Origin of the sequence: Methylibium sp. T29-B, from assembly GCF_000576225.1 — a bacterium.
In the GTDB taxonomy this organism is placed as follows: domain Bacteria; phylum Pseudomonadota; class Gammaproteobacteria; order Burkholderiales; family Burkholderiaceae_C; genus Methylibium; species Methylibium petroleiphilum.
This window is the reverse complement of the sequence record NZ_AZSN01000046.1, coordinates 1-26,913: the sequence shown is the minus strand read 5'-3', so window position 1 is coordinate 26,913 and position 26,913 is coordinate 1. Positions and strand designations below refer to the sequence as shown.

The window sequence follows — 26,913 nt, the reverse complement described above, 5'->3', positions numbered from 1 at the left end:
GTCCACAGCGCGTCGATGCCGCAAGCGGCCGCATAGCGGCCGACCTCGGCGTGGAAGGCCGGGCCCTGGTCGCCGACCTCGCCCATGTCGCCCAGCACCAGCCAGCGCGGGCCGGGCAGCGTGGCCAGCACGTCGATCGCCGCGCGCACCGAGTCGGGGTTGGCGTTGTAGCTGTCGTCCACCAGCGTCACCGCGCGGCCGCCGCGCTGCAGGGCCTTGACCTGCGAGCGGCCCTTCACCGGCTCGAAGGCCTCGAGGCCACGCGCCACCGCCTCCAGCGGGCAGCCCGCCGCCAGGGCGCAGGCGGTCGCGGCGAGCGCGTTCTTCACGTTGTGCCAGCCGGCCACGCGCAGGCGGATCGCGGTGGCGCCGGCCGGCGTGTGCAGGACCGCAGCCCAATGGTCGCCACTCCACACCGCCTCGGCCACCAGGTCGGACGGACCTTCGAGCGAGAACGTCAACGTCGGCCGCGTGCCGGCCAGCGCCTGCCATACCGCGGCATGCGCGTCGTCGGACGGGAAGACCGCCGTGCCGTTGGCGCCCAGCGCCTCGATCACCGCTCCGTTCTCGCGGGCCACCGCCTCGACGCTGGCCATGAATTCCTGGTGCTCGCGCTGGGCGTTGTTGACCAGCGCGACCGTCGGCGTGGCCATGCGCGCGAGCTGGGCGATCTCGCCGACGTGGTTCATGCCCAGCTCGACGACCGCCGCGCGGTGCCAGGTGTCGGGGTCCTGGCGCAACCGCAGCAGCGTGAGCGGCACGCCGATGTCGTTGTTGAAGTTGCCCTCGGTCGCGAATGCCGCGTCGCCGACCCAGGCGCGCAGGATGCTCGCGATCATCTGCGTCACGGTGGTCTTGCCGTTGCTGCCGGTCACGGCGATCAGCGGCAGGCTCATGCGGGCGCGCCAGTTCGCGCCCAGCGTGCCGAGCGCGGCGCGGCTGTCGGCCACGTGCAGCCCGGCCAGGCCGGCCTCGGCGAGGCCGTGCTCGGCGATCGCCGCCACTGCGCCGGCGGCACGCGCCTGCGGCAGGAAGTCGTGCGCGTCGAAGCGCTCGCCCTTGAGCGCAACGAACAGGTCACCGGCGCGCAGCGTGCGGGTATCGCTGTGCACGCGCAACAGCGGCGTGGCCGGGTCGCCGACGAGCGTCGAGCCCGGCAGCAGCGCATGCGCCAGCCGCAAGTCCATCATCACGCTCATGACGCCAACCCGCGCGCCGCAAGCGCCTGCCGCGCCTCGGCCACATCGGAGAACGGCTGCTTGACGCCGGCGATCTCCTGGTAGTCCTCGTGGCCCTTGCCGGCGATCAGCAGCACGTCGCGGGCCTCGGCGCTGCCGATCGCGCGGGCGATCGCCGCGCGGCGGTCTTCGATCACCTCGACGGCGGCCGGCGCCGCGAAGCCTGCGGCGACATCGGCCAGGATCGCCGCCGGCGCCTCGTCGCGCGGGTTGTCGCTGGTCGCGATCACGCAGTCGGCCAGTCGCTCGGCGACCGCGGCCATCAGCGGGCGCTTGCTGGCGTCGCGGTTGCCGCCGCAGCCGAACACGCACAGCAACCGGCCGCCGCGCGCCGCGGCCAGCGGACGCAGCGCACCGAGCGCCTTCTCCAGCGCGTCGGGGGTGTGCGCGTAGTCGACCACCACCTCCGGCTGCGGGGCGACGCCCGCGTCGCCGTCCACCTTCTGCATGCGGCCCGGCACCGGCGTGAGCTGCGGCACCACGCGCACCGCGTCGGCCAGCGGTACGCCCAGCGCGCGCAGGCCGCCGATCACGGCCAGCAGGTTGGCGGCGTTGTAGTCGCCGATCAGGCGGCTGCGCACCGGCAGGGCAGTGCCACCCTCGTAGAGCGTGAACGCGAGCCCGCCGTCGACATAGCCGAGGTTGCGCGCGCGCAGCCGCACGTCGTCGCGCTCGAGCGAATAGGTCCAGAGTTCGGGCACGTGGCCGGCCAGGCTGCGTGCCAGTTCGGCGCCCTGGGCATCGTCGAGGTTGACCGCAGCGGCCTTCAGCCCGGGCCAGCCGAACAGCACGCGCTTGGCGGCCCAGTAGGCGTCCATGCTGCCGTGGTAGTCGAGGTGGTCGCGGGTGAAGTTGGTGAACAGCGCCACCTCGATGCGCAGTGCCGCGAGCCGGTGCTCGACGATGCCGATCGACGAGGCCTCGATCGCGCAGGCCTCGAAGCCGGCGTCGGCCATGCGGCGCAGCCCGCCGTGCAGCGTGACCGGGTCGGGCGTGGTGAGGCCGGTGAAGTCGATGTGCGTCTCGCGGCCGGGCAGCGGCGGCTCGCCGATGCCGAGCGTGCCGACCACGCCGCAGCGCCGGCCCAGCAGGCTCAGCGCCTGCGCGGTCCACCACGCGGTGGAGGTCTTGCCGTTGGTGCCGGTGGTGGCCACCACCCGCAGCTGCTGCGACGGCTGGCCGAAGTAGGCGTCGGCAATCGCCCCGGTGGCGGCCTTGAGCCCGGGCAGCGCGCCGATGCGTGCGTCGTCGAAGCCGTGGGCGTCCACCCCCTCGGCCTCGACCAGGCAGGTCGCCGCACCGGCGGCCAGCGCGGCCTTCACGAAGCGGCGGCCATCGGTGGCATGGCCGGGCCAGGCAATGAAGGCATCGCCGCGCTGCACCAGGCGGCTGTCGGTGCGCAGCGTGCCGGTGGTCCATTCCTGGAGCCAGCGGGCCGCGGCGGCGGGTGAACGCAACGCGGTGAGCATCAGAAGCTCTCCTCCACGGCGTCCTCGTGGCGCGCCACGATCTGCGGCTTGACGTCGAGATCGGGCGAAACACCCATCGCATGCAGCGTCTTCTGCACCACCTCGCTGAACACCGGTGCGGCGACCTCGCCGCCGAAGTACTTGCCGGCGTTCGGCTCGTCGACCATCACCGCGACCACGATGCGCGGCTTGTCGATCGGCGCCAGGCCGACGAACCAGGCACGGTACTTCTTGTCGGCGTAGCCCTTGCCTTCCTGCTTGTGCGCGGTGCCGGACTTGCCGCCGACCGAGTAGCCGATGGTCTGCGCCTTGGGGCCGGTGCCGCCGGGGCCCGCCGCCATCTGCAGCATGTGGCGCACATCGCGCGCGACCTCGGGCGAGAACACGCGCACGCCGGCGCCGGGCTGCTGCGCGCGGGTGATGCTGACCGGGATGAGCTCCCCGTCGCGCGCGAACACGGTGTAGGCGCGCGCGAGCTGGAACAGGCTGGCCGACAGGCCGTAGCCATAGCTCATGGTCGCCTTCTCGATCGGCCGCCAGGTCTTGTAGGGACGCAGCCGGCCGGTGACGGCGCCGGGGAAGTCGATCTGCGGCTTCTGGCCCAGGCCGATGGCGCTGAAGGTCTCCCACATCTCCCGCTCGGAGAGCAGCTGGGAGATCTTCACGGTGCCGACGTTGCTCGATTTCTGGATCACCTGCTCGACGGTGAGCGCGCCGTGCGGGTGGGCGTCGCTGATGGTGCTGCCGGTGACGCTCATGCGGCCGGGTGCGGTGTCGATCACCGTCGAGGGCGACACGCGTCCGGCCTGCAGTGCCTCGCCGATGATGAAGGGCTTCATGGTCGAGCCGGGCTCGAAGGTATCGGTCAGCGCCCGGTTGCGCAGCTGCGCTCCGCTGAGGTTGCGGCGGTCACCCGGCGTGTAGCTCGGGTAGTTGGCCAGCGCCAGCACCTCGCCGCTCTGCACGTCGAGCACCACCACGCTGCCGGCCTTGGCCTTGTGCTCGGCCACCGCGTCACGGATGCGCTGGTAGGCGAAGAACTGCACCTTGGTGTCGATCGCGAGCTCGATGTCGCGACCGTCGACCGGTGGCACGCGCTCGCCGATGTCCTCGACCACGCGGCCGCGACGGTCCTTGATGACGCGGCGACTGCCGTCGCGGCCGGCCAGGTCGGACTGGAAGGCGAGTTCGATGCCCTCCTGCCCCCGGTCCTCGACGTTGGTGAAGCCCACCACGTGGGCCGCCGCCTCGCCCGCCGGGTAGCGCCGCTTGTACTCGGTGAGCTGGTGCACGCCCTTGAGGTTGAGTGCGCGCACCTGCAGCGCCACCGAGTCGTCGACCTGACGGCGCAGATAGACGAAGTTCGGGTTGTCCGCCAGGCGCTTCTCCAGATCGCCGACCGACATGCCGAGCAACTTGGCGAGCTGGCGCTTCTCGGCAGAGGTGGCGGTGACGTCGCGCGGGATGGCCCACAGCGTCGGTGCCTCCACGCTGGAGGCGAGCAGTTCGCCACCGCGGTCGGTGATGCGGCCGCGGTTGGCCGGCAGCTCGAGCTTGTGCGCGTAGCGGCTCGCGCCCTGCTGCTGGTAGAACTCGGTGCCGATCACCTGCACGTAGACCGCGCGGCCGAGCAGCAGCAGGAAGCCGGCACCGACCAGAGCGACCAGGAACTTGGAGCGCCACGGCGGCGTCTTCGACGCCAGCAGCGGACTGCTCGCGTAGCGCACGCTGCGCGCGCTCACGGCACCGCTGGCGGCGCGTGCACCGGGCCGGCGGGAACCGCCCCGGCCGAGGCGGCCCAGCCATTCGCGCCAAGCGCTCATCGGCGCAGCTCCGCGACATCAGGCGCCGGCGCAGCGGCCACCGGCACCACCACGTACTCGGTGACCGCCGGTGTGGCGCTGCGCATGCCGAGGCGCTCGCGCGCGACCTTCTCGACACGCAGCGGCGTGGACTGCGCACGCGCATCGACCAGCAGCCGGTCGTGCTCGCTCTCGAGCTTGAGCGCCTGGGCCTGCGCGCGATCGAGTTCGGCGAACAGACGGCGCGACTCGTAGGACACCTTGACGAGGTAGAGCGAGCTGCACACCAGCGCGATCAGCACCACGATGTTGAGGCGTGTCATGCGGCGATCCCCACGTCGGTCCGTTCGGCCACACGCAGGATGGCCGAGCGCGCGCGCGGATTGGCTGCCACCTCGTCGGCGCCGGGCTTCAGGCGCGCCAGCGCGCGCAGCCGCATCGGCGCCGGCGGCGCGAACGGCGCCCGGCGGTCGACCACCGCCTTGCTGTGACTCGCGATGAAGGTCTTGACGATGCGGTCCTCGAGCGAGTGGAAGCTGATCACGACCAGCCGGCCGCCCGGCTTCAGGCATTGGAGTGCCGCCGCCAGGCCTTGTTCGAGCTGCGTCAGCTCGGCGTTGACGAAGATGCGCAGCGCCTGGAAGGTGCGGGTGGCCGGGTTCTGCCCGGGCTCGCGGGTCTTGACCGCCTGCGCCACCAGCTCCGCGAGTTCCTCGGTGGTGCGTACCGGACGGCCGGCCAGGCGGCGCGCCACCAGCGCACGGGCGATCGCGGTCGCGAAGCGCTCCTCGCCGTAGTCGCGGATCACCGCCGCGATCTCGCGTTCGTCGGCGCGCGCCAGGTAGTCGGCCGCGCTCTCGCCACGCGTCGGGTCCATGCGCATGTCCAGCGGACCGCTGGCGCGGAAGCTGAAGCCGCGCTCCGGGTTGTCGATCTGCGGCGAGCTCACACCGATGTCCAGCAGCAGGCCGTCAATGCGTGACACGCCACGCGCCGCCAGCAGCGCCGGCAGCTCGCTGTAGGGCGCGTGCTCGATGTGGAAGCGCGGGTCCGTGACCCGCGCCGCGCCCGAGGTGGCGTGCGCCACCGCGTCGGGGTCGCGGTCGATCGCCAGCAGGCGGCCCGCCGCGGACAGCTTCGACAGGATCAGCCGCGAGTGCCCGCCGCGGCCGTAGGTGCCGTCGACGTAGTAGCCGTCCGGCGAGTGCACGAGCGCATCGACCGCCTCGTGCAGCAGGACGGTGGTGTGCTGCCAAGGCCCGACTCCCTGGTTCATCGCCGTCAGAACGAGAAGTCGCCCAGGCTCTCGGGCAGCCCCTGCTGCATCACCTCGGCCTCGTGGGCCTGGTAGCGCTGGACGTCCCAGAGTTCAAAATGGCTGCCCATGCCGAGCAGCATCACGTCCTTGACCAGACCCGCTGCCTGGCGCAGTTCGGGCGAGACCAGCACGCGCGAGCTGGCGTCGATCTCGACGTCCATCGCGTTGCCGAGGAAGATGCGCTTCCAGCCCTCGGCGCGCAGCGGCAGCGCCGCGACCTTGTCGCGAAAGCCCTCCCACGCCGGGCGTGGAAACACCAGCAGGCAGCCGACCGGATGCTTCGTGAGCGTGAGCCGGCCCTGGGCCAGCGCGCCCAGCACATCGCGGTGGCGCGCCGGGACGGCCAGCCGCCCCTTTGCGTCGAGCGCGAGCGCCGAAGCCCCCTGAAAGACTATTTCTGCCACGAAATCCCACTAAAGTGCACTTTGCTCCACTTTAGCGGACCCCCTCGGGCGGGTCAACCAGAGATGTAAGGAAATCTCAATGAAATCAAGCACTTAGGCGTGATTTCTGATGCACAAAAAAGAAAATGTCGTTCTAAAAGAAGGACTTGCGGAGCCCTCTGGAAGTGAAAGATGAACTCGCTTGCTAACTGGGGGGTGCCAGCTTGCCTTGAAATGAAAGAACGCCGCGGAGCGAAGCTCCGCGGCGTTCTGGACCGGCCCGGACCGCGCGCCGCCGGCAACGGCGGCGGCGGGCCTACTACTTCACCCGCACCCGGTCGATCTCGGCATAGACCGTCTTGACAACGTCCTCGCCGATCTCCTTGACGTACTTGTCGGTCACCGGCTTGACCTTCTCGCGCATGCGCGCGCGCTCCTGCGCGGAGATCTCGGTCACGGTGACGCCGTTCTTGCGAACCTGCTCCAGCGCCTTGGTCTCCATCTCGCGCGAGACCTTGCGCTGCTCGACGCGGGCCTCGTTGGCGGCCTCGAGCAGGACCTTGCGCTCGTCGGCCGAGAACTGATCCCAGGCCTTCTGGCTGAACAGCACGACCAGCGGGTTGTAGACGTGGCGCGTCAGCGAGAGGTGCTTCTGGACCTCGTCGAACTTGTTGGTCTGGAAAGCCACCACCGGGTTGTCCTGGCCGTCGACAGCGCGCGACTCCAGCGCGGCGTAGAGCTCGGTGAAGGCCATCGGCACCGCGTTGGAGCCGAGCGCGTTGAAGGTCTCCAGCATCAGCGGGGCCTGCAGCGCGCGCAGCTTCAGGCCCTGGAAGTCCTCGGCCTTGGCGATGGCTCGGCGGTTGTTGGAAACGTTGCGGAAGCCGTGGTCCCAGTAGGCCAGGCCCACCAGGCCGCTCGGCAGGCGCTCCATGAACTTCTTGCCCACCGGGCCGTCGAGCACCGCGTCGGCCTCGGCGAAACTGTCGAACAGGAAGGGCAGGTCGAAGGCGCCGAACTCCTTGTTCAGGCCCACCAGCAGGCCCGGGGGCAACGTGGTCAGGTCGAGCGTGCCGCCCTGCAGCGCCGAAACGGTCTGCAGGTCGCCGCCGAGCATGCCGTTCGGGAACAGCTTCACCTTCATCTTGCCGTCGCTCTTCTTGGCGACGATGTCGGCGAACTTCTGCGCGCCATAGCCCATGTGGCTTTCCTTGGGCTGCACGAACGAGAAGCGCAGGTTACGCTCCTTGATGTCGGCCGCCTGGGCCTGCAGGCCCGTCAGTGCGAGCGCCGGCGCCGCGACCAGCCCGAGCAGCAGGTGCTTGAAGATTCGCTTCATCTTGATGTCTCCTAGGGGAAAGGGTGGCCGCCCGGAGACGGCCTGGGTGAGCGCGCGCCCGGGGCGCGCATCGGAACGGGAGAGATGGCTCGCCGCGCTCAGCCGGCGAGCCAGCGCGCCGGGACGGTGACGATCGAGGGGAACAGCACCAGCAGGAGCAGCACCACGAACTGCGCCGCCATGAAGGGCAGCACGCCGCGGGCGACCTCGTCCATGCGCATGCGTCCGACGCCGGCCACCACGTTCAACACCGTGCCCACCGGCGGCGTGATCAGGCCGATCGCAGCGTTCATGATGAACAGCACGCCGAAGTAGACCGGGTCGATGCCGGCCGCCTTGACCACCGGCATCAGCATCGGCGCCATGATCAGGATGGTCGGCGTCATGTCCATCGCGGTGCCGATCGCGATCAGCATCACCATGATCACCAGCAGCAGCAGCGTCGGGCTGTCGGTCAGCGGACCGAGCAGCTCGATCAACTGGCCCGGCAGGTCGGCCACGGTGATCAGCCAGGCCGAGACCATGGCGGCGGCCACCAGGAACATGATCACCGAAGTGGTCTTCGCGGCCGCCAGGAACACGTCGTAGAGCTGGCGGATGTCGAGCTCGCGGTACACCACCGTGGCCACGAACAGCGCGTAGACGGCGGCCACCACCGCGGCCTCGGTGGGCGTGAACACGCCCATCTTCAGGCCCACCAGCACGATCACCGGCAGCATCAGCGCCCAGGTCGACTCGCGCAGCGCGGTCCAGCGCTGCGCGGCGCTCGCCTTGGGTGGCGGTGCGCTGCCCTCGCGGCGCGCCACCAGATACCAGGTGCTCGCGATCGCGATGCCCATCATCAGGCCCGGCACGATGCCGGCCAGGAACAGCTTGCCGATCGAGACATTGGCGGCCACGCCGAACACCACGAAGCCGATCGAAGGCGGGATGACCGGCGCGATGATGCCCGCCGAGGCGATGAGGCCACCGGCACGCGCCTTGTCGTGGCCGGCGCGCACCATCATCGGCAGCAGCAGCGCGGCGAGTGCGGCGGTGTCCGCCACCGCCGAGCCCGACAGCGCCGCCATCAGGCAGGCCGCGAGGATGGTCACGAAGCCCAGGCCGCCGCGCAGGTGTCCGACCAGCGTGAGCGCCAGTGTCACGATGCGGCGCGACAGGCCACCGACGTTCATGATCTCGCCTGCGAGCATGAAGAAGGGCACCGCCAGCAACGGGAAGCTGTCGGCGCCGTTGATCACGTTCTGCGCCAGGATCTGCGCGTCGAGCAGGTCCATGTGCCACATCAGCGCCAGGCCGCAGACCAGCAGCGCGAATGCGATCGGCACGCCCAGCGCCATCGAGCCGAGCAGGGAACCGAGGAAGATGGAAATCGTCATGTCGCTTGCTCCGCGGGCTCAGGCGACGGCAGTCGACTTCTCGGCCGGCGGCAACACCGCCGCCTCGGCCGAGTCGTTCAGGGTGACCAGGTCCTGCGCCGACACGCGGCCCGACACCAGGCGGGCCAGGTCGACCAGCAGCATCAACGCGACCGACACGCAGAACACCACGCCCACGCCGTAGTACAGCGCCATCGACACGCCGGTCACCGGCGTCCTGACGCCCAGGTTGATGACCGCCTGCTGCCAGCTGCCGATCAGGAACACGCCCGTCGCCAGCAGCATCAGCAGGTGGGCCAGGATCGCGCAGGCGCGCTGCGCGGTCGGCGGCAGCGAGCGCACCAGCGCGTCGAAGCCCAGGTGCAGCCGCTCGCGCACCGCGACGATCGCTCCCAGGAAGGTTAGGTAGACGAACAGCAGCCGCGAGACTTCCTCGGACACGGTGATGCCCGAGTTGAAGCCGTAGCGCAGCACCACGTTGCCGAACACCAGCACCACCATGACCGCCAGGCAGAGCACCGTGACGATCTTCAGCAGCCGGAAATAGGCCTCGACGATTCCTTGCATCTCTTGTCTCCTTCTGGGCCGCCGCTCCGGCGCGGCGCTCGTGGCGCCGCGCGGACGACGGTCGCGGCGGCACCGCAACCGGTGCCGCCGTAGCCTGTCCGTCCTGGGTCGTCGGGACAGATCAGTCGAACAGGTCCGGCTGGTGGCAGACCAACTGGTCGTAGATGGTCTGGAAGTGCAGCCACCCGATGTAGTCGCTGCCGACGTGCTCGCGGCTGTAGCGCGCACGCTGCTCGGTCACCGGCACCGGCTTGTGTCCGCTGGCGTCGACCAGCAGCTGCTGGCGGCAGCAGCGTTCCAGCGCGATGAACCAGAAGCACGCCGAGTCGATGCTGTGGGTGCTGCTGGAGAACAGGCCGTGGTTCTGGTGGACCACCGCCTTGACGCCCTTGAAGTAGTCGGCCACGGTCAGGCCGGCACGCTCCTCGACCGCTACCTGGCCGGCCTCGCTGCGGATGACGCGGTGATCCTCGAAGAACGCACAGGCGTCCTGGGTGATCGGCTCGAGGTCGCGACCCAGCGACGCGAAGGCGGTGCCGTAGACCGTGTGCGCGTGGCACATCGCCAGGATCTCGGGGTGCGCCTCGTGCACCGCGGCGTGCAGCACGAAGCCGGCACGGTTCACCGCATGGGTGCCCTCGACCACCTTGCCCTTGTGGTCGACCAGGATCAGGTTGCTGACCTTGACGTTGGAGAAATGCACGCACATCGGGTTCGTCCAGTACAGCTCGGGGAACTCGGGGTCGCGGATCGTCAGGTGGCCGGCGAAGCCGTAGTCGAAGCCCTGCAGCGCGAAGGCGCGGCAGGCCGCGGCCAAGCGCTCCTTGCGGTGCTGGCGTTCCTTCGCGTGGGTCTCGAAGATCGGCAGCTCCGGGAAGATCAGGCCTTCCTGGGTCGGCTGGTAGATCGAGACGCGCGGCTTCGCCGTCGTGGCCTGCTGCGGCCGGGTCTCGGTCCGTTCGATCGTCTCTTGCATGATTTTCCTTACGTCAACGGGTGGCACCAAAGGTTGATGCAAGGCTAAGAGAGGTCGAATGGACGACCAAGAGCGTGGCGCCGATAAAACCTATCGCCGCCCGCAATAGATCGGCGGGCTGGCGGGGGTCAGTCCCCCCAGGGCGGCGTCGCGAACACCTCGCACAGGTGGTCGACGAAGGCCCGGATGCGCGGCACCAAGCGGCGCTCGGGCAGGAACACGACGTGGATCGCTGTGTCGTCGGTGGCCTGGTAGTCGGCCAGCAGCGGCACCAGCACGCCGCGCCGGATGGCCGGCAGCGCCAGGTGCTCGGCCAGCCGCATCACACCGACGCCGGCCACGCACATCTCGAACAGCGCGGTGCCGTCGCTGCTGCGGAAGCTGCCCTGCACCGGCACCTCCTGGGGCACGCCGTTCACCACGAACGGCCAGCGGTTCAGGTGATCCATCGGGCCCTGCCACAGCAGGCAGTTGTGGCGCCCCAGGCCCAGCGGCGTGACTGGCGCGCCGTGGCGCTCGATGTAGGCCGGCGAGGCCACCACCACGCGCTGCAGCTTGCACAGCCGGCGGCTCAGCAGCGAGGAGTCCTGCAGCCGGCCCATCCGCACCGCGATGTCGAAGTTCTCCTCGATCAGATTGGCGAGAGCGTCCGACATCGACAGGTGGACCGCGATGCGCGGGTAGGCCGCCATGAAGGCCGGCAGCTGCGGCACGATCTGGTCGATGCCGAAGGCGCGCGGCGCGGTCACGCGCAGCTCGCCGGTCGGCTCGGGCGAGCGCACCGCCGACTCGGCGAAGTCGATCTCGTCGAGCAGGCGGCGGCACGAGGCGAGGAAGGCCTCGCCCTCGCTGGTAAGACGCTGGGTGCGCGTGGAGCGGTGGAGCAGCTGCACGCCGAGCCGGCGCTCCAGCGCGGTGAGCGTCTGGCTCACGAAGGGCTGGCTCACGCCCAGCAGGTTGGCCGCGGCGGTGAAGCCGCCCGCGTCGGCCACTGCGCGGAACACGCGCATCTCCAGCAGGCGGTTGTCCTTCATCCGACGCCGCCTCTCGTCACCCGGCCAGCCGGCCCTGCGCCTGCCATTCGCGCAGCGTGCGCAGCATGTCGCGGTCGAGCTCCAGCCAGGCCTGCTGCCGGTAGCCCTGCAGCGCCTTCTCCTCGGCGGACCCCGCGTCGTCGGTCTCGTAGACGAAGCGCAGGAACAGCGCGCCGGGCGCCGGCTCCTCGATCGTCACGGTGAGCCGGACCGGCGCGGCGCCCTCGTGCGGCTCGGGCGTGAAGACGATGCGCTGCTCGGGTTCGAGCTGCACCGTGTCCTCGAAGCGCAGTGCGCCGAAGTGGACGCTGCGCCGGCGTTCGCGCGCGTGGGCCCCGGCGCGAGCCTCGCAACGGTCGGGGCCGAGGGGGAACTGCTGCGGCGATTCGACGCGCACCAGCAGGCCGCGCCACAGCTCGGCACGGCTCATCGGCGGCACCCGCGGGTCGGCAGGGTCGGTGACTTGGAGCAGGTGTTCGTAGCGCATGGCGGGAGAGCCGAGACAGTCAGGTCTGCATGATGCCTGCGGCGAGCAAGCCGTGCCCCGTCGCACCGGGGCGGGTCAAGCCACGGTGGGCAGCCGCGACCTGACCCACAGCCAGGATGCGAGCCCGATGCTCATCAGCCCCATCGACGCCAGCGCCAGCAGCAGCGTCGAGTGCATCACCAGCGGCGCCAGCAGCCCGGCCACCAGCGCATTCGCGCTGGCCGCGAGGCAGGACTGCATCGACGAGGCCATGCCGCGCCGCTCGGGCACCAGGTCGAGGACCATCAGCGTGACCACCGGCACCATCAGCGCCCAGCCGAACGAGAACACGCCGATCAGCGGCAGCGCCCACCAGGCCTGGGCCGGCATCAGTGCGTTGGCGATCACGTTGACGATCGACACCGCGACCATGACGCGGAAGCCGCGGCGGATCTGGCGCTGCGGCGGCAGCTTGCCGGCCAGCCGCCCGCTCCACCAGGCGCCGCCCATGATGCCGCCGATGGTGAACAGGAAGAACCAGAAGAACTGCTGCGGCGCCAGGCCCAGGTGCTCGCCCACGAACACCGGCGCCGACAGCACGTAGAGGAACATGCCGTTGAACGGAATGCCGCTGGCCAGCGCAAGCAGCACGAAGCGCCCGCTGCTGCCCATCTGCCAGTAGCCGCGCAGCAGGTGGCGCACCTTGAACGGCTGCCGCGCGCCGAGGTGCAGCGTCTCGGGCAGCAGCTTCCAGTTGGCGATCCACAGCGCCACGCCCACGGCGGTGAGGAACCAGAAGATCGCATGCCAGCCGGCGTGCACGAACAGCAGCCCGCCGATGATGGGCGCGATGGCCGGCGCGGCGCCGAAGAAGATCGTGACCTGCGACATCACGCGCTGCGCGTCGGCCGGCGGGAACATGTCGCGGATCACCGCGCGCGACACCACGATGCCGGCCCCGGTGGACAGGCCCTGCAGCAGCCGGAAGAACACCAGCTGGCCGATGGTCTGCGACAGCGCGCAGCCGGCCGAGGCGACCGCGAACACCGCCACGCCCCACAGCACCACCGGCCGGCGACCGAAGCTGTCGGACAGCGCGCCGTGGAACAGGCTCATCACCGCGAAGCCGATCAGGTAGATCGACAGCGTCTGCTGCATCTGCAGCGGCGTCGCGTCGACCGATGCCGCGATGCCGGTGAAGGCCGGCAGGTAGGTGTCGATCGCGAACGGCCCGAGCATGGCCAGGCAGGCAAGCAGCACGGACAGGGCCCACAGGGGCGCGCGCCAGAGCGTTTGGGCGTCGGGGTTCATCGGGTCCAGTGTGGCCGCGCCGTACCGGAGCGCGGCGCGTCGAACGAATAAGTGTGAAGCGGGCCGATAGGCCGGATTCTGTGCGGCCGCGGCGCCTTGCGGCGTCGCGGCCGTGACCGCCATTCCTCTGGGCCGCCCCTCGCGGGAACGGCTCGGTGCCACCTACCCGCCAGCTCCGCGGAGCCACATCGACGCTGGCCTATTTGGTGTTGCTGCGCGCAGAGATTGCCCGTTTCACCCCGGACGGCTACGCCGCCCGGACTCGTCTCTGTTGCTCTGATCCTCACCTTGCGGTGGACAGCCGTTGGCTGCTGCGCTGCCCTGTGCAGTCCGGACCTTCCTCCAGCACGGCCTTTCGGCCGGTGTGCCAGCGGCGGTCTGGCCCACTTCACCGATGGATTATCGTTGCAGCCGCGAGCACCGTCCGCCCAACGCTGAGGAGACCCCATGAAAGCCAACACCGTCCTCGACACCATCGGCAGCACCCCGCACATCCGCATGCAGCGGTTGTTCGGCGCAGGGCACGAGGTGTGGATCAAGTCCGAGCGCAGCAACCCCGGCGGCTCGATCAAGGACCGCATCGCGCTGTCGATGGTCGAGGCGGCCGAACGCGACGGCCGGCTGCGCAGCGGCGGCACGATCATCGAGCCGACCTCGGGCAACACCGGCGTCGGCCTGGCGATGGTGGCCGCGGTCAAGGGCTACCGGCTGGTGCTGGTGATGCCCGACAGCATGAGCGTGGAGCGCCGCCGCCTGATGCTGGCCTACGGCGCGAGCTTCGTGCTGACGCCGCGCGAGCAGGGCATGAAGGGCGCGATCGCCAAGGCCCAGGAACTGATCGCCGCGACACCCGGTTCGTGGATGCCGCAGCAGTTCGACAACCCGGCCAACATCGACGTGCACGTGCGCACCACGGCGCAGGAGATCCTGGCCGACTTCCCGCAGGGCCTGGACGCGTTGATCACCGGCGTGGGCACCGGCGGGCACATCACCGGCTGCGCGCAGGTTCTGAAGGCGCAGTGGCCGCAGCTCAAGGTGTTCGCGGTGGAGCCGAGCGCCTCCCCGGTCATCTCGGGCGGCAAGCCGTCTCCGCACCCGATCCAGGGCATCGGCGCCGGCTTCGTGCCGACCAACCTGCACACCGCGCTGCTCGACGGCGTGATCCAGGTCGAGGCGGAAGCGGCCCGCGAGATGGCGCGGCGTTCGGCACGTGACGAAGGCCTGCTGGTGGGCATCTCGTCCGGGGCCACGCTGGCGGCGATCGCCCAGAAGTTGCCCGAGCTGCCGGCCGGCAGCCGTGTGCTGGGATTCAACTACGACACCGGCGAGCGCTATCTGTCGATCGAGGGCTTCCTGCCGGCCGAGTGAGGGCTCGCGGCTAGGACCGCAGCCGGACCTGCTCCGGCTTATCGGCCGGCAGCATCTCGAAGTGCGGCTCGAGTCGCTTGAACAGCGCCGACGGCCGGCCGTTCTTCTTCAGCACGCCGCTGTCGTGCAACGCCTTGCCGGCGGCGTTGAGCCGCATGGCCCGGCCTTGGCGCAGGTCGGGGCAGGCGTCCAGCACGGCCTCGACCTCGGCCGGGAACGCCGGCGGCGCGGGGGGCACCACGACGGCGGGTTTCGCGGGACGGGCAGTGGATTTCGCCACCCGCGGCTTCGCCACCGCCTTCGAAGCGGTACCGCGCGCAGCCGGCCGGGCCGCGCCGAGGACATGGAATTCATCGTAGACGCGCAGGTAGTCGCGCTCCACGTCCTGGGCCGTCTTGCCGTGCTGGCCGTAGCCGACGACGCGGCAGCCCAGCTCGCGCAGGCGCACGATCAGCGGCGCGAAGTCGCGGTCCGAGGACACCAGCACCACCTCGTCCGCCGGCTGGCGCAGCACCAGCTCGACCGCGTCGATGGCCAGCGCGAGATCGGTCGCGTTGGGGCCGGCGAAGGTGCTGGGCAGAAACGGATCGCGTGATCCTGCGACAGCGCCGCGAACTCGGTCGCCTTCTGCACGCTGCCGTAGGCGCGGCGATGTTGCAGCACGCGGCCGGCCGCCTGCAGTCGCTCGATGACCTCGGCGACCAGCTCGACCTTCACATTGTCGGCATCGATCAGCAGCGCGGTGCGGATCGTCGGGGTCGTCATGGCGTCTCCTGGGCCGCGGATGCGGCGTTCTTCACTCGACCTGCCGCCAGGCCAGCGACTCGCCGCCGCGCAGCGGCTTGAGCGTCGCTTCGCCGAACGGCAGCGTCTCGGGTGGCGTCCAGGCCTGCCGACGCAGCGTCACCGTGCCGGCGTTGCGCGGCAGGCCGTAGAAGGCCGGACCGTGGACGCTGGCGAAGCCTTCCAGCCGATCCAGCGCGCCGGCGGCGTCGAAGGCCTCGGCATACAGCTCCAGCGCACTGAACGCGGTGTAGCAGCCGGCACAGCCGCTGGCGTGCTCTTTCAGGTGGGCCGGATGCGGTGCGCTGTCGGTACCGAGGAAATAGCGGTCGCTGCCCGAGGTGGCGGCGGCCACCAGCGCCTCGCGATGCAGCTCGCGCTTGAGCACCGGCAGGCAGTAGTAGTGCGGCCGGATGCCGCCGGTGAAGATCGCGTTGCGGTTGTAGAGCAGGTGGTGGGCGGTGATCGTGGCCGCGGTGTGCGGCCCGGCTTCGGCCACGTACTGCGCGGCCTCGCGGGTGGTGATGTGCTCGAACACGATCTTCAGGGCCGGGAAGTCGCGCCGCAGCGGGATCAGCTGGCGGTCGATGAACACCGCCTCGCGGTCGAACAGGTCGATCTCGGCGTCGGTGACCTCGCCGTGCACCAGCAGCGGCAGGCCCTCGCGCTGCATCGCATCGAGCGTGGCCTGAGTCTTGCGCAGGTCGGTCACGCCGGCATCGCTGTTGGTGGTGGCGCCCGCCGGGTAGAGCTTGACGGCCGCGACGCCGGCCGCCTTCGCGCGGCCGATCTCCTCGGGCGGCATGTTGTCGGTCAGATAGAGCGTCATCAGCGGCTCGAACGCCAGGCCCGCGGGCACAGCCGCGAGGATGCGCTCGCGGTAGGCCAGCGCCTGGGCCGCGGTGGTGACCGGCGGCTTGAGATTGGGCATGATGATCGCGCGGCCGAACTGGCGCGCGGTGTGCGGCACGACGGCCGCCAGCGCGGCGCCATCGCGCACGTGCAGGTGCCAGTCGTCGGGCCGACTCAGGGTCAGGATGTCCGGGGCAGCAGAACTCATGCGCTGGATTGTCGCCTGCACGCGCGACGGCCCCGCGGCAGCGCCCGAACTGGCCGGGAAGCGTTGCGCTGTTCCGGCGATCACGACCGCGGCCGGCCCGGCAGCATCCGCGACCGGGCCGTCAGGCCCCTGCCCACGAACCTTCACCGGAGACCCTGGATGACCCGAACCTTCCTCGCCGCCGGCGTGCTGGCCACGCTCGCGGCGGCTGGCTGTGCCGTCATGGCGCCCTCCACCGACGAACCGCTCGGCCCGCCGGCCAAGGAAACCATCGTCGCGGTCGATGCCGAGCAGCGCTTGCTGCGCTTCAACGCCGGCCAGCCGCAGAAGCTGCTCGACCGGCGCACCCTCACCGGCCTGCAGCCCGGCGAGCGGGTGCTCGGCCTCGACTACCGCGTCGCCCGCGGGCAACTGTTCGCGCTGGGCAGCAGCGGCCGGCTGTACCGCATCGACACGGCCAGCGCCGCCGCCACGCCGGTCGGCTCGCCGCTGGCCATCGCCTTGCAGGGCAGCGAGTTCGGCGTCGACTTCAACCCGACGGTGGACCGCCTGCGCATCGTCAGCGACACCGGCCAGAACCTGCGGCTGCACCCGGACACCGGGGCCATCGTCGACGCCGACCCGAAGACCGAGGGCACACAGATCGACGGCCCGCTCGCCTACGACGCCGCCGACGTCAACGCCGGCCGCACGCCGGCCGTGGTGGCCGCCGGCTACACCTACAACCAGCAGGACGAGAAGCTCACCACCAACTTCGCGATCGACGCCCGCCTGGGCGTGCTGATCACGCAGGGCAGCCGCGAGGGCGTGCAGCCCGCGGTGTCGCCGAACACCGGCCGGTTGCGGACGGTGGGCCCGCTGAACGCCGGCGCCTTCGAGCGCGCCAGCTTCGACATCGGCGACGTGAACAACACCGCCTATGCCGCCCTCACCGACCACGACGGCCAGGTGTCGCGCTGGGTGCGGATCGACCTCGCCACGGGCGCCGCCACGGCCATCGGCCGCATCGCCGGTGGCCAGCCGGTGGTCGGGATCGCGATCGAGCCCTGAGCCGCGGGGCGCCCGGCTTCAGTGCTGCAGGATCTTCGACAGGAAGTCGCGCGCGCGCGGGGAGCGGGCCGAGGGATCGCCGAAGAAGTCTTCCTTCTTGCAGTCCTCGCAGATCTTGCCCTGGTCCATGAAGATCACACGGTGGCTGACCTTGCGCGCGAAGCCCATCTCGTGGGTCACGCACATCATGGTCATGCCCTCGTTGGCCAGCTGCACCATCACGTCGAGCACCTCGCCCACCATCTCGGGGTCGAGCGCCGAGGTCGGCTCGTCGAACAGCATCACGATCGGGTCCATGCTCAGCGCGCGGGCGATGGCCACGCGCTGCTGCTGGCCACCCGAGAGCTGGCCGGGGAACTTGTCCTTGTGAGCGATCAGGCCCACGCGCTCGAGCATCTTCAGGCCGCGCTTCTTGGCCTCGTCGGGGTTGCGCTTGAGCACCTTGATCTGCGCGAGGGTCAGGTTCTCGGTGACGCTCAGGTGCGGGAACAGCTCGAAGTGCTGGAACACCATGCCGACGCGGGAGCGCAGCTTGGGCAGGTCGGTCTTCGGGTCGGCGATGCTGATGCCGTCGACGACGATGTCGCCCTTCTGGAACGGTTCGAGCGCGTTCACGGTCTTGATCAGCGTGCTCTTGCCGGAGCCCGAGGGCCCGCACACCACCACCACCTCGCCCTTCTTGACGTTGGTGGTGCAGTCGGTCAGCACCTGGAAGCTGCCGTACCACTTGCTGATGTTCTTGATGTCGATCACGGCGCTCTCCTGATCAGCGGATGATGGCGATCTTCTTCTGCAGCCGGCGCACGAGCATGCTCAGGCTGAAGCAGATCACGAAGTAGACGACGGCGGCGACCAGGTAGGTCTCGACCGGACGGTTGAAGTTCTTGCCGGCGACCTCGAAGCCCTTGAGCAGGTCGTAGGCGCCGATCGCGTAGACCAGCGAGGTGTCCTGGAACAGGATGATGGTCTGCGTCATCAGCACCGGCAGCATGTTGCGGAAGGCCTGCGGCAGCACGATCAGCTGCATGCTCTGCGAGTAGGTCATGCCGACCGCGTAGCCGGCATAGACCTGGCCCTTGGGCACGCTCTGGATGCCGGCGCGCATGATCTCGGAGTAGTAGGCCGCCTCGAACACCGTGAAGGTGATGATGGCCGACAGCTCGGCGCCCATCGGCCGCCCGATCAGCAGCGGGATCAGCAGGAAGAACCACAGGATCACCATCACCAGCGGGATGGAACGCAGCGTGTTCACGTAGAACGCCGCCGGGACCACCAGCCACTTCTTGCCCGACAGCCGCATCAGCGCCAGCAGGGTGCCCAGCACGATGCCACCGACCATCGCGATCAGCGTGAGCTGCACCGAGAAGACCAGGCCCTTGAGGACGAAGCCGGAGACGACGTCCCAGTTCAGGAAGGAAAAATCGAGGTTCAGCATCTCAGGCCTCCCGCCGGGCCGCCCCAAGGGCAGGCCGAGCCCCCTTGGGGGGAAGGAGCAAAGGGACGTGGAGGTTCATCATTTGCCTCCCGCCATGCCGGGCACGCGCAGGCGTTCCTCGACGACCAGCATGATGCGGTTGATGGCGAAGGCCGAGATGAAGTACAGCGCCGTCACCGCCAGGTAGACCTCGACCCCGCGCGAGGTTTCCTCCTGCGCCTGCATCGCGAACATCGTCAGCTCGGCGATGCTCACCGCGAACGCGACCGACGAGTTCTTGATGATGTTCATCGACTCGCTGGTGAGCGGCGGAATGACGATGCGGAACGCCATCGGCAGCAGCACATGGCGGTAGGTCTGGCCCAGCGTGAGGCCCATCGCGAGGCCGGCGTAGCTCTGGCCGCGCGGCAGGCTCTGGATGCCCGCCTTGACCTGCTCGGCAATGCGCGCCGAGGTGAAGAAGCCCAGCGCAAACACCACCAGCACGAAGCTGGGCACGCTGCGCAGGCTGGTGAAGAGCGACGGGATCACGTGGTACCAGAGGAACACCTGGACCAGCAGCGGGACGTTGCGGAAGATCTCGGTCCATGCATTGCCCAGGAACACCAGCCGCTTGTCGGGCAGCGTGCGCAGGATGCCGACCAGCGAGCCGACCACCAGCGCGACCAGCAGCGCCAGCAGGGCCACCGACAGCGTCCAGCCCCAGGCCGAGATCATCCAGTCGAGATAGGTGATGTCGCCGCCGCTGCCGAAGCAGCGGGGGATGACCTCGCCATCGAGGGTGTTCTTGCAGAACACCTGCCAGTCCCATGTGGCCACGAGGCCTCCCTTTCCTGGGGTGTGCGAGCGCGCTTGCTGCGCCCGACGGAGCGGCGCGGTTGGGTTGTACCCTTATCGCGCGCCCGACTCAAGCCGGGGCAATGCTGCTGCCCCGGCCCGGCCTGCCTGGATCACTTCTTCGCGTAGTCTTCCATCGGCTTGTTGTTGGGGTGCTTCAGCGTGTCCTTGAGGGTGTCGCTCATCGGCAGGCCGACTTTCGCGCCGGTGGGCGGCGTCGGCTGCATGAACCACTTGTCGTAGAGCGCGTTGATCTCGCCCGACTTCACCATGCCGGCGATCGTGGCGTTGACCAGCTTCAGCAGCGCCTCGTCGTCCTTGCGCATCATGATCGCGATCGGCTCGACCGACAGCACCTCGCCGACGATCTTGAAGTCCGCCGGATTCTTGCTGCGCGCGATCAGCCCGGCCAGCAGGCTGCCGTCCATCACGAACACGTCGGCGCGGCCACTGTCGACCAGCAGGAAGCTGTCGGAGTGGTCCTTGCCGAACACTTCCTTGAACTCCATGTTCTCGGCCCGCTTGTTCTTGCGCAGCGTCTGCACCGAGGTCGTTCCGGTGGTCGTGGCCACCGTCTTGCCCTGCAGGTCGGCGATCGACTTGATGCCCGAGCTGGTCTTGACCGCCATCCGCACTTCCTCGACGAAGGTGGTGTTGGCGAAGGCCACGTCCTTCTGGCGGGTGGCGTTGTTGGTGGTCGAGCCGCACTCTAGGTCGACGGTGCCGTTCTGCACCAGCGGGATGCGGTTCTGCGATGTCACCGGCTGGTAGTTGACCTTGAGCTTGCGGCCGACCGCCTTCTCGATGTCCTCGACCGCCTTCTCGCAGATCGCCACGTGGTAGCCGACGTACTTGGCACCACCCAGCGTGTACGACAGGACACCGGAGGACTCGCGCACACCGAGGGTGATGGCGCCGGAGTCCTTGACCTTCTTCAGGGTGTCCTCGGCCTGGGCGAGGCCGGTGGCGGCCAGCGCGGTCACGAGGATCAAGAGCGATTTCTTCATGAAGACTCCTTGTGGGGATCGGTAACGGAAGAGCAAAAATCTACAGGAGGCTCGGCGTGCAGGCCATACGGGGTCGCCACAGGTGCATCGCCCCGGAACGCGAGCAGGGTTCGTGCCATACCCCGTGCGGCTCAGGCCGCTGCCCGCGGCGCCGCGCCGGCCGACAGCGGCCCGGCGCCGGCCTGCAACAGGTGTGCCCACAGCGCCCGGACGCCCGGCTTGACGTGCTTCGCGACCTCGGGGCGCTCGCGGTAGATGCGCACCTCCATGCTGAGTTCGAAGCTGCCCGACGGCGCGGCCGGCACCAGCTTGCGCGTCTTCAGCTCCTTGCGCACCGAACTGGCCGGCAGGAAGGCCAGGCCATGCCCCTCGAGCGCCATCGCCTTCAGGCCCTCGGCCATGTCGGTCTCGTAGATCGGGTCGAGCAGCACCGGCAGCGGGGTCTGCTTGATGATCAGGTCCACCAGCTGCCCGAGGTAGGCGCCGCTGGCATAGCCCAGGAAGGGCACCCGCTCGCGCTCACGTCCGGGCAGGCGGAACAGCGGCTCGCCGTCCGGCCCGGCCTTGGCGTAGGCGCGCAGCGACTCCTCGCCGAGCGTCAGCATCTCGTAGCGGTCGGTGTTGAGCTGCAGCGGCTGCGCCGGGTGGTGGTAGGCGATCAGCAGGTCGCAGCTGCCCTCGGTCAGGCGCAGCACCGCATCGTGCACATTGAGTGCGATCAGGCGGCTCTTCAGCGCACCGGATTCGCGCTTCAGGTCGCGGTTGAGCTCCATGATCCAGTGCGGAAAGAAGGCGAATGCCAGCGTGTGGGGCACCGCGAACTCGATCATGTCCGGCCCCGCGGCCCGGTGACCGCGCAGCAGGTTGCGGGTGGCCTGCAGCGCCACCAGGATCTCCAGGGCCTGGGCGTGGAAGCTCTCGCCGGCCGGCGTGAGGCGGGTCGGGTAGGACGAGCGGTCGACCAGATCGGTGCCGGCCCAGGCCTCCAGCGCCTGGATCCGGCGCGAGAACGCCGGCTGGGTGACATGGCGCAGTTGGGCCGAGCGCGAGAAGCTGCGCGTCTCGGCCAGGCTCACGAAGTCTTCCAGCCACTTGGTCTCCACGCGCCGCAGTGTAGCCAGCGCCCGGCGCTTCGCGGCGCCGGTTCAACGGAGCACGGCTTCCTTCAGCTCCACCAACTCCACCTCCACGGTCGCGTCGCCATCGCCGAGCCAGACCGTCCCGTCCTGCACCGTGCACTGCAGCCGCATGCTGCGGCGGGCCAGCAGCGCGAGCGCCGTGCTCGCCTCGGCCGGGACCTGGCGAACGCGCAGGTTCGCCAGCTTCTCCAGCGGCCCGCGGTTCTGCCCCCACCACAGGCTGCCGTTGCGGCCGTAGATGTACAGCACCACCTCGCGCGAACGGTGGCTGGCCTTGCGCACCCATTTCTCTTCCGGCTGGCCGACATCGACCCACAGTTCGATGTCGCCGACCAGGCTGCGCCGCCACAGATCGGGCTCGTCCATCTCGGTCATCGCGTTGGCGAAGGACAATGGCGCCTGATCCTCGCCTTCGGCATGCAAGGCGTAGGCGAGCAGCCGCACCATCATCCGCTCGTCGTTCTCCGACGGGTGCTGGGCCAGCGTCAGCGCATGGGTGCCATAGTGGGCACGGTCCATGTCGGCGACCTGGAGTTCGGCCTTGAAGACCGTTGATTTGAGAGCCATGGAGAGTGTCGCGATGCCGAGCAAGAAGTTCGATCTGGAGAAGGACAAGGCCAAGAAGACCCTGGGGCGGCTCTCGCAGTCTGGCACACCGCAGCGCTTCGGCGCGGCGGCCCTGCCGGCGCTCGACCGGCGTGAACAGCGCCGTCTGGACCAGGCGGCCGGGCTGGTGCCGTTCGCCACCAAGCTGCCAGCCCCGCTGGTGGCGGCGCTCCATGCCGCCGCCGAGGCCGGCGGCGAGACGCCGGGCGCGCTGCTGGCGCGGCTGCTGCAGGCCGGGCTGCCCGGTTACCATGCAGGCACTGACACCCAGGAGGCTGATTGGCCACCCCGAACTACTCCTACGAGAAGCGCCAGCGCGAGCTGGCGAAGAAGCGCAAGAAGGAAGAGAAGCTCAAGCGCAAGTCCACCGGCTCGGGTGCCGGTGAAGGCGGCGAGCCCGAGGCCGGCGAAGCGGCGGACGACACGCCACCGGTCGACGGCACCCCGCCCGCGGGTGGCTCCAGCGCGGGCTGAACGGCCCCCCGCGGCTCAGGACGCGGCGACGTCGGCCGCCGCCTCGGCGCCGCCTTGCTGCTGCAGCGCCCACATCTGTGCATAGCGCCCTTCTCGGGCCAGCAGCTCCGCATGCGTGCCGCGCTCGACGATGCGGCCCGCCTCCATCACCAGGATCTGATCGGCGTCGACCACGGTCGACAGCCGGTGCGCGATGACCAGTGCGGTCTTGTTGCGCGCCGCGGTCTGCAGCTCGGCCTGGATCGCCCGCTCGTTGGCCGAGTCGAGCGCCGAGGTGGCCTCGTCGAAGATCACGATCGGCGGATTCTTCAGCAGCGTGCGCGCGATCGCCACGCGCTGCTTCTCGCCGCCGCTCAGCTTCAGGCCACGCTCGCCGACCATCGTGCCGTAGCCTTTCGGGGTCGATGCGATGAAACCGTGGATGCGAGCCGCCTGGGCCGCCGCCTCGATCTCGGCCTGGGTCGCCCCGGGTCGGCCGTAGGCGATGTTGTAGGCCACGGTGTCGTTGAACAGCACGGTGTCCTGCGGCACGATGCCGATGGCCCGGCGCAGGCTGGCCTGGGTGAGCTGGCGGATGTCGTGGCCGGCGATCGTGATGCGGCCCTCGCTCACGTCGTAGAAGCGGTACAGCAGCCGCGCCAGCGTGCTCTTGCCCGCACCCGACGGCCCGACCACCGCGATCGTGTGGCCGGCCGGGATCTCGAAGCTCAGGCCGTGCAGGATGGGCCGCCCCGCTTCGTAGGCGAATCCGACGTTCTCGAAGCGCACGACCGGCGGCGCCTCGGCGCGCAGGACCTGAGCGTCGGGTGCGTCGCGCACCTCGCGCTCGCGCTCCAGCAGGTCGAACATCTTGTCGAGGTCGGTCAGCGCCTGCTTGATCTCGCGGTAGATCACGCCCAGGAAATTGAGCGGGATGTAGAGCTGGATCATGAAGGCGTTGATCATCACCAGGTCGCCCAGCGTCATGCGTCCGGACACCACGCCCTCCGTGGCGCGCCACAGCATCGCGATCAGCGCGATGGCGATCAGCAGCTGCTGGCCGGTGTTGAGCAGCGACAGCGTCGACTGCGACTTGAGCTTCGCCCGGCGCAGCCGATCGAGCTCTCGTCGTAGCGCTTCGCCTCGAAGTCCTCGTTGTTGAAGTACTTGACGGTTTCGTAGTTCAGCAGCGAGTCGATCGCCTTGGAATGCGAGCTCGAGTCCAGCTCGTTCATCGTCTTGCGGAACTTCGTGCGCCACTCGGTCACGAGCACCGTGAACCCGATGTAGACCACCAGCGCGGCCAGCGTGATCCACGCGAACATCGCGTCGAACTTGACCGCCAGCAGCCCGAGCACGAGGCTGACCTCGACCAGCGTGGGCAGGATGCTGTAGAGGGAATACGAGATCAGCGACTGCACGCCACGCGTGCCTCGCTCGATGTCGCGCGTCATGCCGCCGGTCTGGCGCTCGAGGTGGAAACGCAGGCTCAGCGCGTGCAGGTGCTGGAACACCTGCAGCGAGATGCTGCGCGAGGCGCCCTCGGTCGCCTTGGCGAACACCAGCTCGCGCAGCTCGGTGAACAGCGAGGTCGACAGCCGCAGCGCGCCGTAGGCCAGCAGCAGTCCCGCCGGCACCACCAGCGCGGCACGCGGATCGCCCAGCGGGATGGACAGCGCATCCACCAACTGCTTCAGCAGCAACGGGACGCCGACGTTGGCGACCTTGGCCGTGATCAGGCAGGCCAGCGCCGCGATCACGCGGAACTTGTAGACCCACAGGTAGGGCAGCAGCCGGGCGAGCGTCGCCCAGTCGGAGCGCGCCGCAGCGGCCGGGCCCGCAGCAGGTGCAGCCGGGCCGGCAGCGGCCGGCGGCGGACTCAGGGTTTCAGCGCGACGCATCAATCACAATCTCCACAAGACCCGCCCTCAGCCGCCGAGCCCACGATGAACGACAGCCCGCACCACCAGCCCAACCTGCTGGGCGCCAACCTCACCCAGGTCGATCCTGACCTCGTGCTCGTGCTGCGGGTCATGCCGATGCCGGCCGACGCCAACCCCAACGGCGACATCTTCGGCGGCTGGATCATGGCCCAGGTCGACCTGGCGGGCGCGGTGCTGCCGGCCCGCGTGGCGCGTGGCCGCATTGTCACAGTGGCGGTCAACCAGTTCGTTTTCAAGCAGCCGGTGTCGGTCGGTGACCTGCTCAGCTTCTACGCCCGCGTCGAGCGCATCGGCCGCACGTCCGTCACGGTGCACGTCGTGGTCTACGCCGAACGCAACCCGGCGGACCCGGTGGTGGTCAAGGTGACCGAGGCCAACCTGACCTACGTGGCGATCAACATGGACGGCAGCCCGCGCGAGATCCCGCGCAGCTGAGCCTCCGCCGTCAACCTGCGGCGACCGGCCGGCGCCGCAGGTGCGCGACCAGGCGCCAGCCCAGCAGCACCGCGAGGATGGCCGCGTAGACCGCGACCTCGGCATAGTTGTGCTTGGCCGAGCGCATCCAGAAGAAGTGCAGGATCGCTAGCAGCGCCACGGCGTAGACAAGCCGGTGCAGCGCCTGCCAGCGTTTCGCGCCCAGCGCCCGGATTGCGCGGTTGAACGAGGTGGCCGCCAGCGGCGCCATCAGTAGCAGGGCGGCGAAGCCGACCAGCGCGAACGGCCGCTTCGGGATGTCGCGCGTGATCTCGGCGAGATCGAAGCCCATGTCCAGCCAAGCGTAGCAGAGGAAGTGCAGCACGCCGTAGAAGAAGGTGAACAGGCCCAGCATACGCCGAAAGCGCAGCAAAGCCGGCTGGCCGGTCCATTGCCGCAGCGGCGTGACGGCCAGCGTGAGGCAGAGGAAGCGCAGCGTCCAGTCGCCGGTGGCGCGGATCAGCGCCTCGGCCGGGTTGGCGCCCAGCGTGTTGGCCAGGGCGCCGTAGAGCAGCCAGGCGAGCGGCAGCAGGCTCGCCACGAACAGCAGTGGCTTGGCGGCTGGCCGCAGCAGCACCGATGCGTTGCGGCGCGCACCCCGGGGCGCCGGCAGCGTGGCGCTCATCGTCAAAAGTTCTTGGCGAGATCGAGGCCCGCGTAGAGCTGACCGACCTGCGCATCGTAGCCGTTGAACATCTGCGTCGGGCGCTTCTTCTGGAAGATGCCGTCCTCACCGATACGGCGCTCGGTGGCCTGGCTCCAGCGCGGGTGGTCGACCTTGGGGTTCACGTTCGAGTAGAAGCCGTACTCGTGCGAGGCCGCCTTGAACCAGGCGGTCTTCGGCTGCTGCTCGACGAAGCGGATCTTGACGAGGGACTTGGCGCTCTTGAACCCGTACTTCCACGGCACGACCAGCCGCACCGGCGCGCCGTTCTGGTTGGGCAGCACCTCGCCGTACATGCCGAAGGCCAGCAGGGTCAGCGGGTGCAGGGCCTCATCGAGGCGCAGGCCTTCGACGTAGGGCCACTCGAGCACGCGCGAGCCGACGAAGGGCATCTGCTTCGGGTCGGCCAGGGTCACGAACTCGATGAACTTCGCGTTGCCGGTCGGCTCGACGCGCTTGATCAGTTCCGCCAGCGAGTAGCCGACCCAGGGAATCACCATCGACCAGCCCTCGACGCAGCGCAGTCGGTAGATGCGCTCCTCCATCGGGGCGAGCTTGAGCAGGTCCTCGATGCCGAGGGTCTGCGGCTTCTTCACCTCGCCCTCGATCGCCACCGTCCAGGGCCGCGTCTGCAGCTTGCCGGCATTGCGCGCCGGGTCTTCCTTGCCGGTGCCGAACTCGTAGAAGTTGTTGTAGCTGGTGGCGTCCGCGTAGGCAGTCGGCTTCTCGACTGTCGAGGCGCCGGCTACGCCGCTGCGCGCGCCGGGCAGGGCCGCGAGCTTGCCGGCGCGGGGGGCCTGCGCCAGCGCGTC

28 protein-coding genes, 1 other RNA gene and 1 pseudogene are annotated in these 26,913 nt (G+C 69.6%); 4 read left to right on the top strand and 26 right to left on the bottom strand.

The annotated features are described in order from the left end of the window. From murF to rnpB, 14 genes are all read right to left on the bottom strand, one after another. Positions 1–1,199, bottom strand: a 1,199-nt coding sequence (murF, locus tag Y694_RS09810; protein WP_036231911.1) for a UDP-N-acetylmuramoyl-tripeptide--D-alanyl-D-alanine ligase, incomplete at its 3' end; no start/stop codon positions are given. Next, positions 1,196–2,707, bottom strand: a complete 1,512-nt coding sequence (locus Y694_RS09805) for a UDP-N-acetylmuramoyl-L-alanyl-D-glutamate--2,6-diaminopimelate ligase (protein ID WP_036231908.1) — start codon at positions 2,705–2,707, stop codon at positions 1,196–1,198. The genes Y694_RS09805 and murF, both read right to left, overlap by 4 nt. Continuing rightward, the gene (locus Y694_RS09800) at positions 2,707–4,530 is read right to left on the bottom strand and encodes a penicillin-binding protein 2 (protein ID WP_231497615.1); all 1,824 of its coding nucleotides are present in this window, start codon (positions 4,528–4,530) and stop codon (positions 2,707–2,709) included. The genes Y694_RS09805 and Y694_RS09800 overlap by 1 nt, the downstream gene beginning before the upstream one ends. Next, complete coding sequence (gene ftsL, locus Y694_RS09795) at positions 4,527–4,832, bottom strand: cell division protein FtsL (RefSeq protein ID WP_011828055.1); 306 nt, start codon at positions 4,830–4,832, stop codon at positions 4,527–4,529. Before ftsL ends, Y694_RS09800 begins: the two co-directional genes overlap by 4 nt. Further along, positions 4,829–5,785: a 16S rRNA (cytosine(1402)-N(4))-methyltransferase RsmH gene (gene rsmH / locus Y694_RS09790; RefSeq protein ID WP_011828054.1), complete on the bottom strand. Its 957-nt coding sequence runs from the start codon at positions 5,783–5,785 to the stop codon at positions 4,829–4,831. The genes ftsL and rsmH overlap by 4 nt, the downstream gene beginning before the upstream one ends. A 5-nt stretch (positions 5,786–5,790) precedes the next feature. Then, the gene (locus Y694_RS09785; RefSeq protein ID WP_011828053.1) at positions 5,791–6,231 is read right to left on the bottom strand and encodes a division/cell wall cluster transcriptional repressor MraZ; all 441 of its coding nucleotides are present in this window, start codon (positions 6,229–6,231) and stop codon (positions 5,791–5,793) included. A gap of 298 nt (positions 6,232–6,529) precedes the next feature. Continuing rightward, positions 6,530–7,549, bottom strand: coding sequence for a TRAP transporter substrate-binding protein (locus Y694_RS09780; protein WP_036231906.1), 1,020 nt, complete (start codon positions 7,547–7,549; stop codon positions 6,530–6,532). A gap of 98 nt (positions 7,550–7,647) precedes the next feature. Beyond that, the gene (locus tag Y694_RS09775) at positions 7,648–8,928 is read right to left on the bottom strand and encodes a TRAP transporter large permease subunit (RefSeq protein WP_036231904.1); all 1,281 of its coding nucleotides are present in this window, start codon (positions 8,926–8,928) and stop codon (positions 7,648–7,650) included. A gap of 18 nt (positions 8,929–8,946) precedes the next feature. Further along, on the bottom strand, positions 8,947–9,495 hold the full coding sequence (locus Y694_RS09770; protein ID WP_036231903.1) for a TRAP transporter small permease: 549 nt from the start codon (positions 9,493–9,495) through the stop codon (positions 8,947–8,949). Positions 9,496–9,616: 121 nt separating this feature from the next. Beyond that, complete coding sequence (locus Y694_RS09765) at positions 9,617–10,471, bottom strand: class II aldolase/adducin family protein (RefSeq protein WP_036231901.1); 855 nt, start codon at positions 10,469–10,471, stop codon at positions 9,617–9,619. A 128-nt stretch (positions 10,472–10,599) separates the two neighbouring features. Then, entirely contained in the window at positions 10,600–11,505 is a 906-nt protein-coding gene (locus Y694_RS09760; protein WP_036231900.1) for a LysR family transcriptional regulator, read from the bottom strand. Positions 11,506–11,521: 16 nt separating this feature from the next. Then, the gene (locus tag Y694_RS09755; protein ID WP_036231898.1) at positions 11,522–11,992 is read right to left on the bottom strand and encodes an SRPBCC family protein; all 471 of its coding nucleotides are present in this window, start codon (positions 11,990–11,992) and stop codon (positions 11,522–11,524) included. A 75-nt stretch (positions 11,993–12,067) separates the two neighbouring features. Further along, positions 12,068–13,282 (bottom strand): multidrug effflux MFS transporter, encoded by a 1,215-nt coding sequence (locus tag Y694_RS09750; protein ID WP_036231897.1) that lies wholly within the window; start codon positions 13,280–13,282, stop codon positions 12,068–12,070. A 51-nt stretch (positions 13,283–13,333) separates the two neighbouring features. Continuing rightward, positions 13,334–13,672, bottom strand: an RNA gene (gene rnpB / locus Y694_RS22545) — RNase P RNA component class A. Positions 13,673–13,729: 57 nt separating this feature from the next. On the opposite strand from rnpB, the gene cysK reads away from it, so the two are divergent. Beyond that, positions 13,730–14,650: a cysteine synthase A gene (gene cysK / locus Y694_RS09745; protein WP_011828050.1), complete on the top strand. Its 921-nt coding sequence runs from the start codon at positions 13,730–13,732 to the stop codon at positions 14,648–14,650. A gap of 10 nt (positions 14,651–14,660) precedes the next feature. Here cysK and Y694_RS22540 read toward each other — a convergent pair whose 3' ends face one another. The 3 genes from Y694_RS22540 to pyrC are packed head-to-tail and all read right to left on the bottom strand — an operon-like array spanning position 14,661 to position 16,493. Next, positions 14,661–15,164, bottom strand: a complete 504-nt coding sequence (locus tag Y694_RS22540; RefSeq protein ID WP_051495688.1) for an NYN domain-containing protein — start codon at positions 15,162–15,164, stop codon at positions 14,661–14,663. Then, positions 15,101–15,415: a hypothetical protein gene (locus Y694_RS25715; protein ID WP_051495687.1), complete on the bottom strand. Its 315-nt coding sequence runs from the start codon at positions 15,413–15,415 to the stop codon at positions 15,101–15,103. The genes Y694_RS22540 and Y694_RS25715 overlap by 64 nt, the downstream gene beginning before the upstream one ends. A gap of 31 nt (positions 15,416–15,446) precedes the next feature. Continuing rightward, positions 15,447–16,493 (bottom strand): dihydroorotase, encoded by a 1,047-nt coding sequence (pyrC, locus tag Y694_RS09735; protein ID WP_036231896.1) that lies wholly within the window; start codon positions 16,491–16,493, stop codon positions 15,447–15,449. Positions 16,494–16,652: 159 nt separating this feature from the next. Between pyrC and Y694_RS09730 the strand changes: the two genes are divergently transcribed. Continuing rightward, entirely contained in the window at positions 16,653–17,543 is an 891-nt protein-coding gene (locus Y694_RS09730; RefSeq protein WP_036231895.1) for a DUF4394 domain-containing protein, read from the top strand. Positions 17,544–17,561: 18 nt separating this feature from the next. Here the strand turns inward: Y694_RS09730 and Y694_RS09725 are convergent, their stop codons facing one another. The 6 genes from Y694_RS09725 to Y694_RS09700 all read right to left on the bottom strand — a co-directional run bounded on the left by Y694_RS09725 (position 17,562) and on the right by Y694_RS09700 (position 22,528). Next, positions 17,562–18,296 carry an amino acid ABC transporter ATP-binding protein gene (locus Y694_RS09725; RefSeq protein WP_011828046.1) on the bottom strand — a complete coding sequence of 245 codons (735 nt, stop codon included), beginning with the start codon at positions 18,294–18,296 and terminating at the stop codon, positions 17,562–17,564. 13 nt (positions 18,297–18,309) lie between these two features. Continuing rightward, entirely contained in the window at positions 18,310–18,978 is a 669-nt protein-coding gene (locus Y694_RS09720; protein WP_011828045.1) for an amino acid ABC transporter permease, read from the bottom strand. A gap of 78 nt (positions 18,979–19,056) precedes the next feature. Beyond that, positions 19,057–19,797 (bottom strand): amino acid ABC transporter permease, encoded by a 741-nt coding sequence (locus Y694_RS09715; protein WP_036231894.1) that lies wholly within the window; start codon positions 19,795–19,797, stop codon positions 19,057–19,059. A 131-nt stretch (positions 19,798–19,928) separates the two neighbouring features. After that, positions 19,929–20,822, bottom strand: a complete 894-nt coding sequence (locus tag Y694_RS09710; RefSeq protein ID WP_011828043.1) for an amino acid ABC transporter substrate-binding protein — start codon at positions 20,820–20,822, stop codon at positions 19,929–19,931. Between the two features lie 131 nt (positions 20,823–20,953). Beyond that, the gene (locus tag Y694_RS09705; RefSeq protein ID WP_011828042.1) at positions 20,954–21,925 is read right to left on the bottom strand and encodes a LysR family transcriptional regulator; all 972 of its coding nucleotides are present in this window, start codon (positions 21,923–21,925) and stop codon (positions 20,954–20,956) included. A gap of 42 nt (positions 21,926–21,967) precedes the next feature. Continuing rightward, positions 21,968–22,528, bottom strand: coding sequence for a YaeQ family protein (locus Y694_RS09700; protein WP_036231891.1), 561 nt, complete (start codon positions 22,526–22,528; stop codon positions 21,968–21,970). Positions 22,529–22,846: 318 nt separating this feature from the next. On the opposite strand from Y694_RS09700, the gene Y694_RS09695 reads away from it, so the two are divergent. Next, the gene (locus tag Y694_RS09695) at positions 22,847–23,041 is read left to right on the top strand and encodes a hypothetical protein (protein ID WP_011828040.1); all 195 of its coding nucleotides are present in this window, start codon (positions 22,847–22,849) and stop codon (positions 23,039–23,041) included. A 15-nt stretch (positions 23,042–23,056) separates the two neighbouring features. Here the strand turns inward: Y694_RS09695 and Y694_RS09690 are convergent. Further along, a pseudogene (locus Y694_RS09690) lies at positions 23,057–24,921 on the bottom strand (ABCB family ABC transporter ATP-binding protein/permease). Between the two features lie 45 nt (positions 24,922–24,966). On the opposite strand from Y694_RS09690, the gene Y694_RS09685 reads away from it, so the two are divergent. Next, entirely contained in the window at positions 24,967–25,398 is a 432-nt protein-coding gene (locus Y694_RS09685) for an acyl-CoA thioesterase (protein WP_051495686.1), read from the top strand. Between the two features lie 10 nt (positions 25,399–25,408). Here the strand turns inward: Y694_RS09685 and Y694_RS09680 are convergent, their stop codons facing one another. Together Y694_RS09680 and msrP are read right to left on the bottom strand one after the other, a co-directional pair. Then, positions 25,409–26,062, bottom strand: coding sequence for a sulfite oxidase heme-binding subunit YedZ (locus Y694_RS09680; protein ID WP_011828037.1), 654 nt, complete (start codon positions 26,060–26,062; stop codon positions 25,409–25,411). Positions 26,063–26,064: 2 nt separating this feature from the next. Beyond that, positions 26,065–26,913: protein-methionine-sulfoxide reductase catalytic subunit MsrP (gene msrP, locus Y694_RS09675; protein WP_036231889.1), on the bottom strand; the 849-nt coding region annotated here is incomplete at its 5' end.

Coding starts and splice junctions, on each gene's coding strand:
- Y694_RS09800 (WP_231497615.1), bottom strand. CDS start 4,530: ATGAGCGCTTGGCGCGAATGGCTGGGCCGCCTCGGCCGGGGCGGTTCC.
- Y694_RS09775 (WP_036231904.1), bottom strand. CDS start 8,928: ATGACGATTTCCATCTTCCTCGGTTCCCTGCTCGGCTCGATGGCGCTG.
- Y694_RS09760 (WP_036231900.1), bottom strand. CDS start 11,505: ATGAAGGACAACCGCCTGCTGGAGATGCGCGTGTTCCGCGCAGTGGCC.
- cysK (WP_011828050.1), top strand. CDS start 13,730: ATGAAAGCCAACACCGTCCTCGACACCATCGGCAGCACCCCGCACATC.
- Y694_RS09805 (WP_036231908.1), bottom strand. CDS start 2,707: ATGCTCACCGCGTTGCGTTCACCCGCCGCCGCGGCCCGCTGGCTCCAG.
- pyrC (WP_036231896.1), bottom strand. CDS start 16,493: ATGAGTTCTGCTGCCCCGGACATCCTGACCCTGAGTCGGCCCGACGAC.
- Y694_RS09755 (WP_036231898.1), bottom strand. CDS start 11,992: ATGCGCTACGAACACCTGCTCCAAGTCACCGACCCTGCCGACCCGCGG.
- Y694_RS09720 (WP_011828045.1), bottom strand. CDS start 18,978: ATGCTGAACCTCGATTTTTCCTTCCTGAACTGGGACGTCGTCTCCGGC.
- Y694_RS25715 (WP_051495687.1), bottom strand. CDS start 15,415: ATGACGACCCCGACGATCCGCACCGCGCTGCTGATCGATGCCGACAAT.
- Y694_RS09680 (WP_011828037.1), bottom strand. CDS start 26,062: ATGAGCGCCACGCTGCCGGCGCCCCGGGGTGCGCGCCGCAACGCATCG.
- Y694_RS09730 (WP_036231895.1), top strand. CDS start 16,653: ATGACCCGAACCTTCCTCGCCGCCGGCGTGCTGGCCACGCTCGCGGCG.
- Y694_RS09765 (WP_036231901.1), bottom strand. CDS start 10,471: ATGCAAGAGACGATCGAACGGACCGAGACCCGGCCGCAGCAGGCCACG.
- ftsL (WP_011828055.1), bottom strand. CDS start 4,832: ATGACACGCCTCAACATCGTGGTGCTGATCGCGCTGGTGTGCAGCTCG.
- Y694_RS09685 (WP_051495686.1), top strand. CDS start 24,967: ATGAACGACAGCCCGCACCACCAGCCCAACCTGCTGGGCGCCAACCTC.
- Y694_RS09700 (WP_036231891.1), bottom strand. CDS start 22,528: ATGGCTCTCAAATCAACGGTCTTCAAGGCCGAACTCCAGGTCGCCGAC.
- Y694_RS09750 (WP_036231897.1), bottom strand. CDS start 13,282: ATGAACCCCGACGCCCAAACGCTCTGGCGCGCGCCCCTGTGGGCCCTG.
- Y694_RS09770 (WP_036231903.1), bottom strand. CDS start 9,495: ATGCAAGGAATCGTCGAGGCCTATTTCCGGCTGCTGAAGATCGTCACG.
- Y694_RS09710 (WP_011828043.1), bottom strand. CDS start 20,822: ATGAAGAAATCGCTCTTGATCCTCGTGACCGCGCTGGCCGCCACCGGC.
- rsmH (WP_011828054.1), bottom strand. CDS start 5,785: ATGAACCAGGGAGTCGGGCCTTGGCAGCACACCACCGTCCTGCTGCAC.
- Y694_RS09780 (WP_036231906.1), bottom strand. CDS start 7,549: ATGAAGCGAATCTTCAAGCACCTGCTGCTCGGGCTGGTCGCGGCGCCG.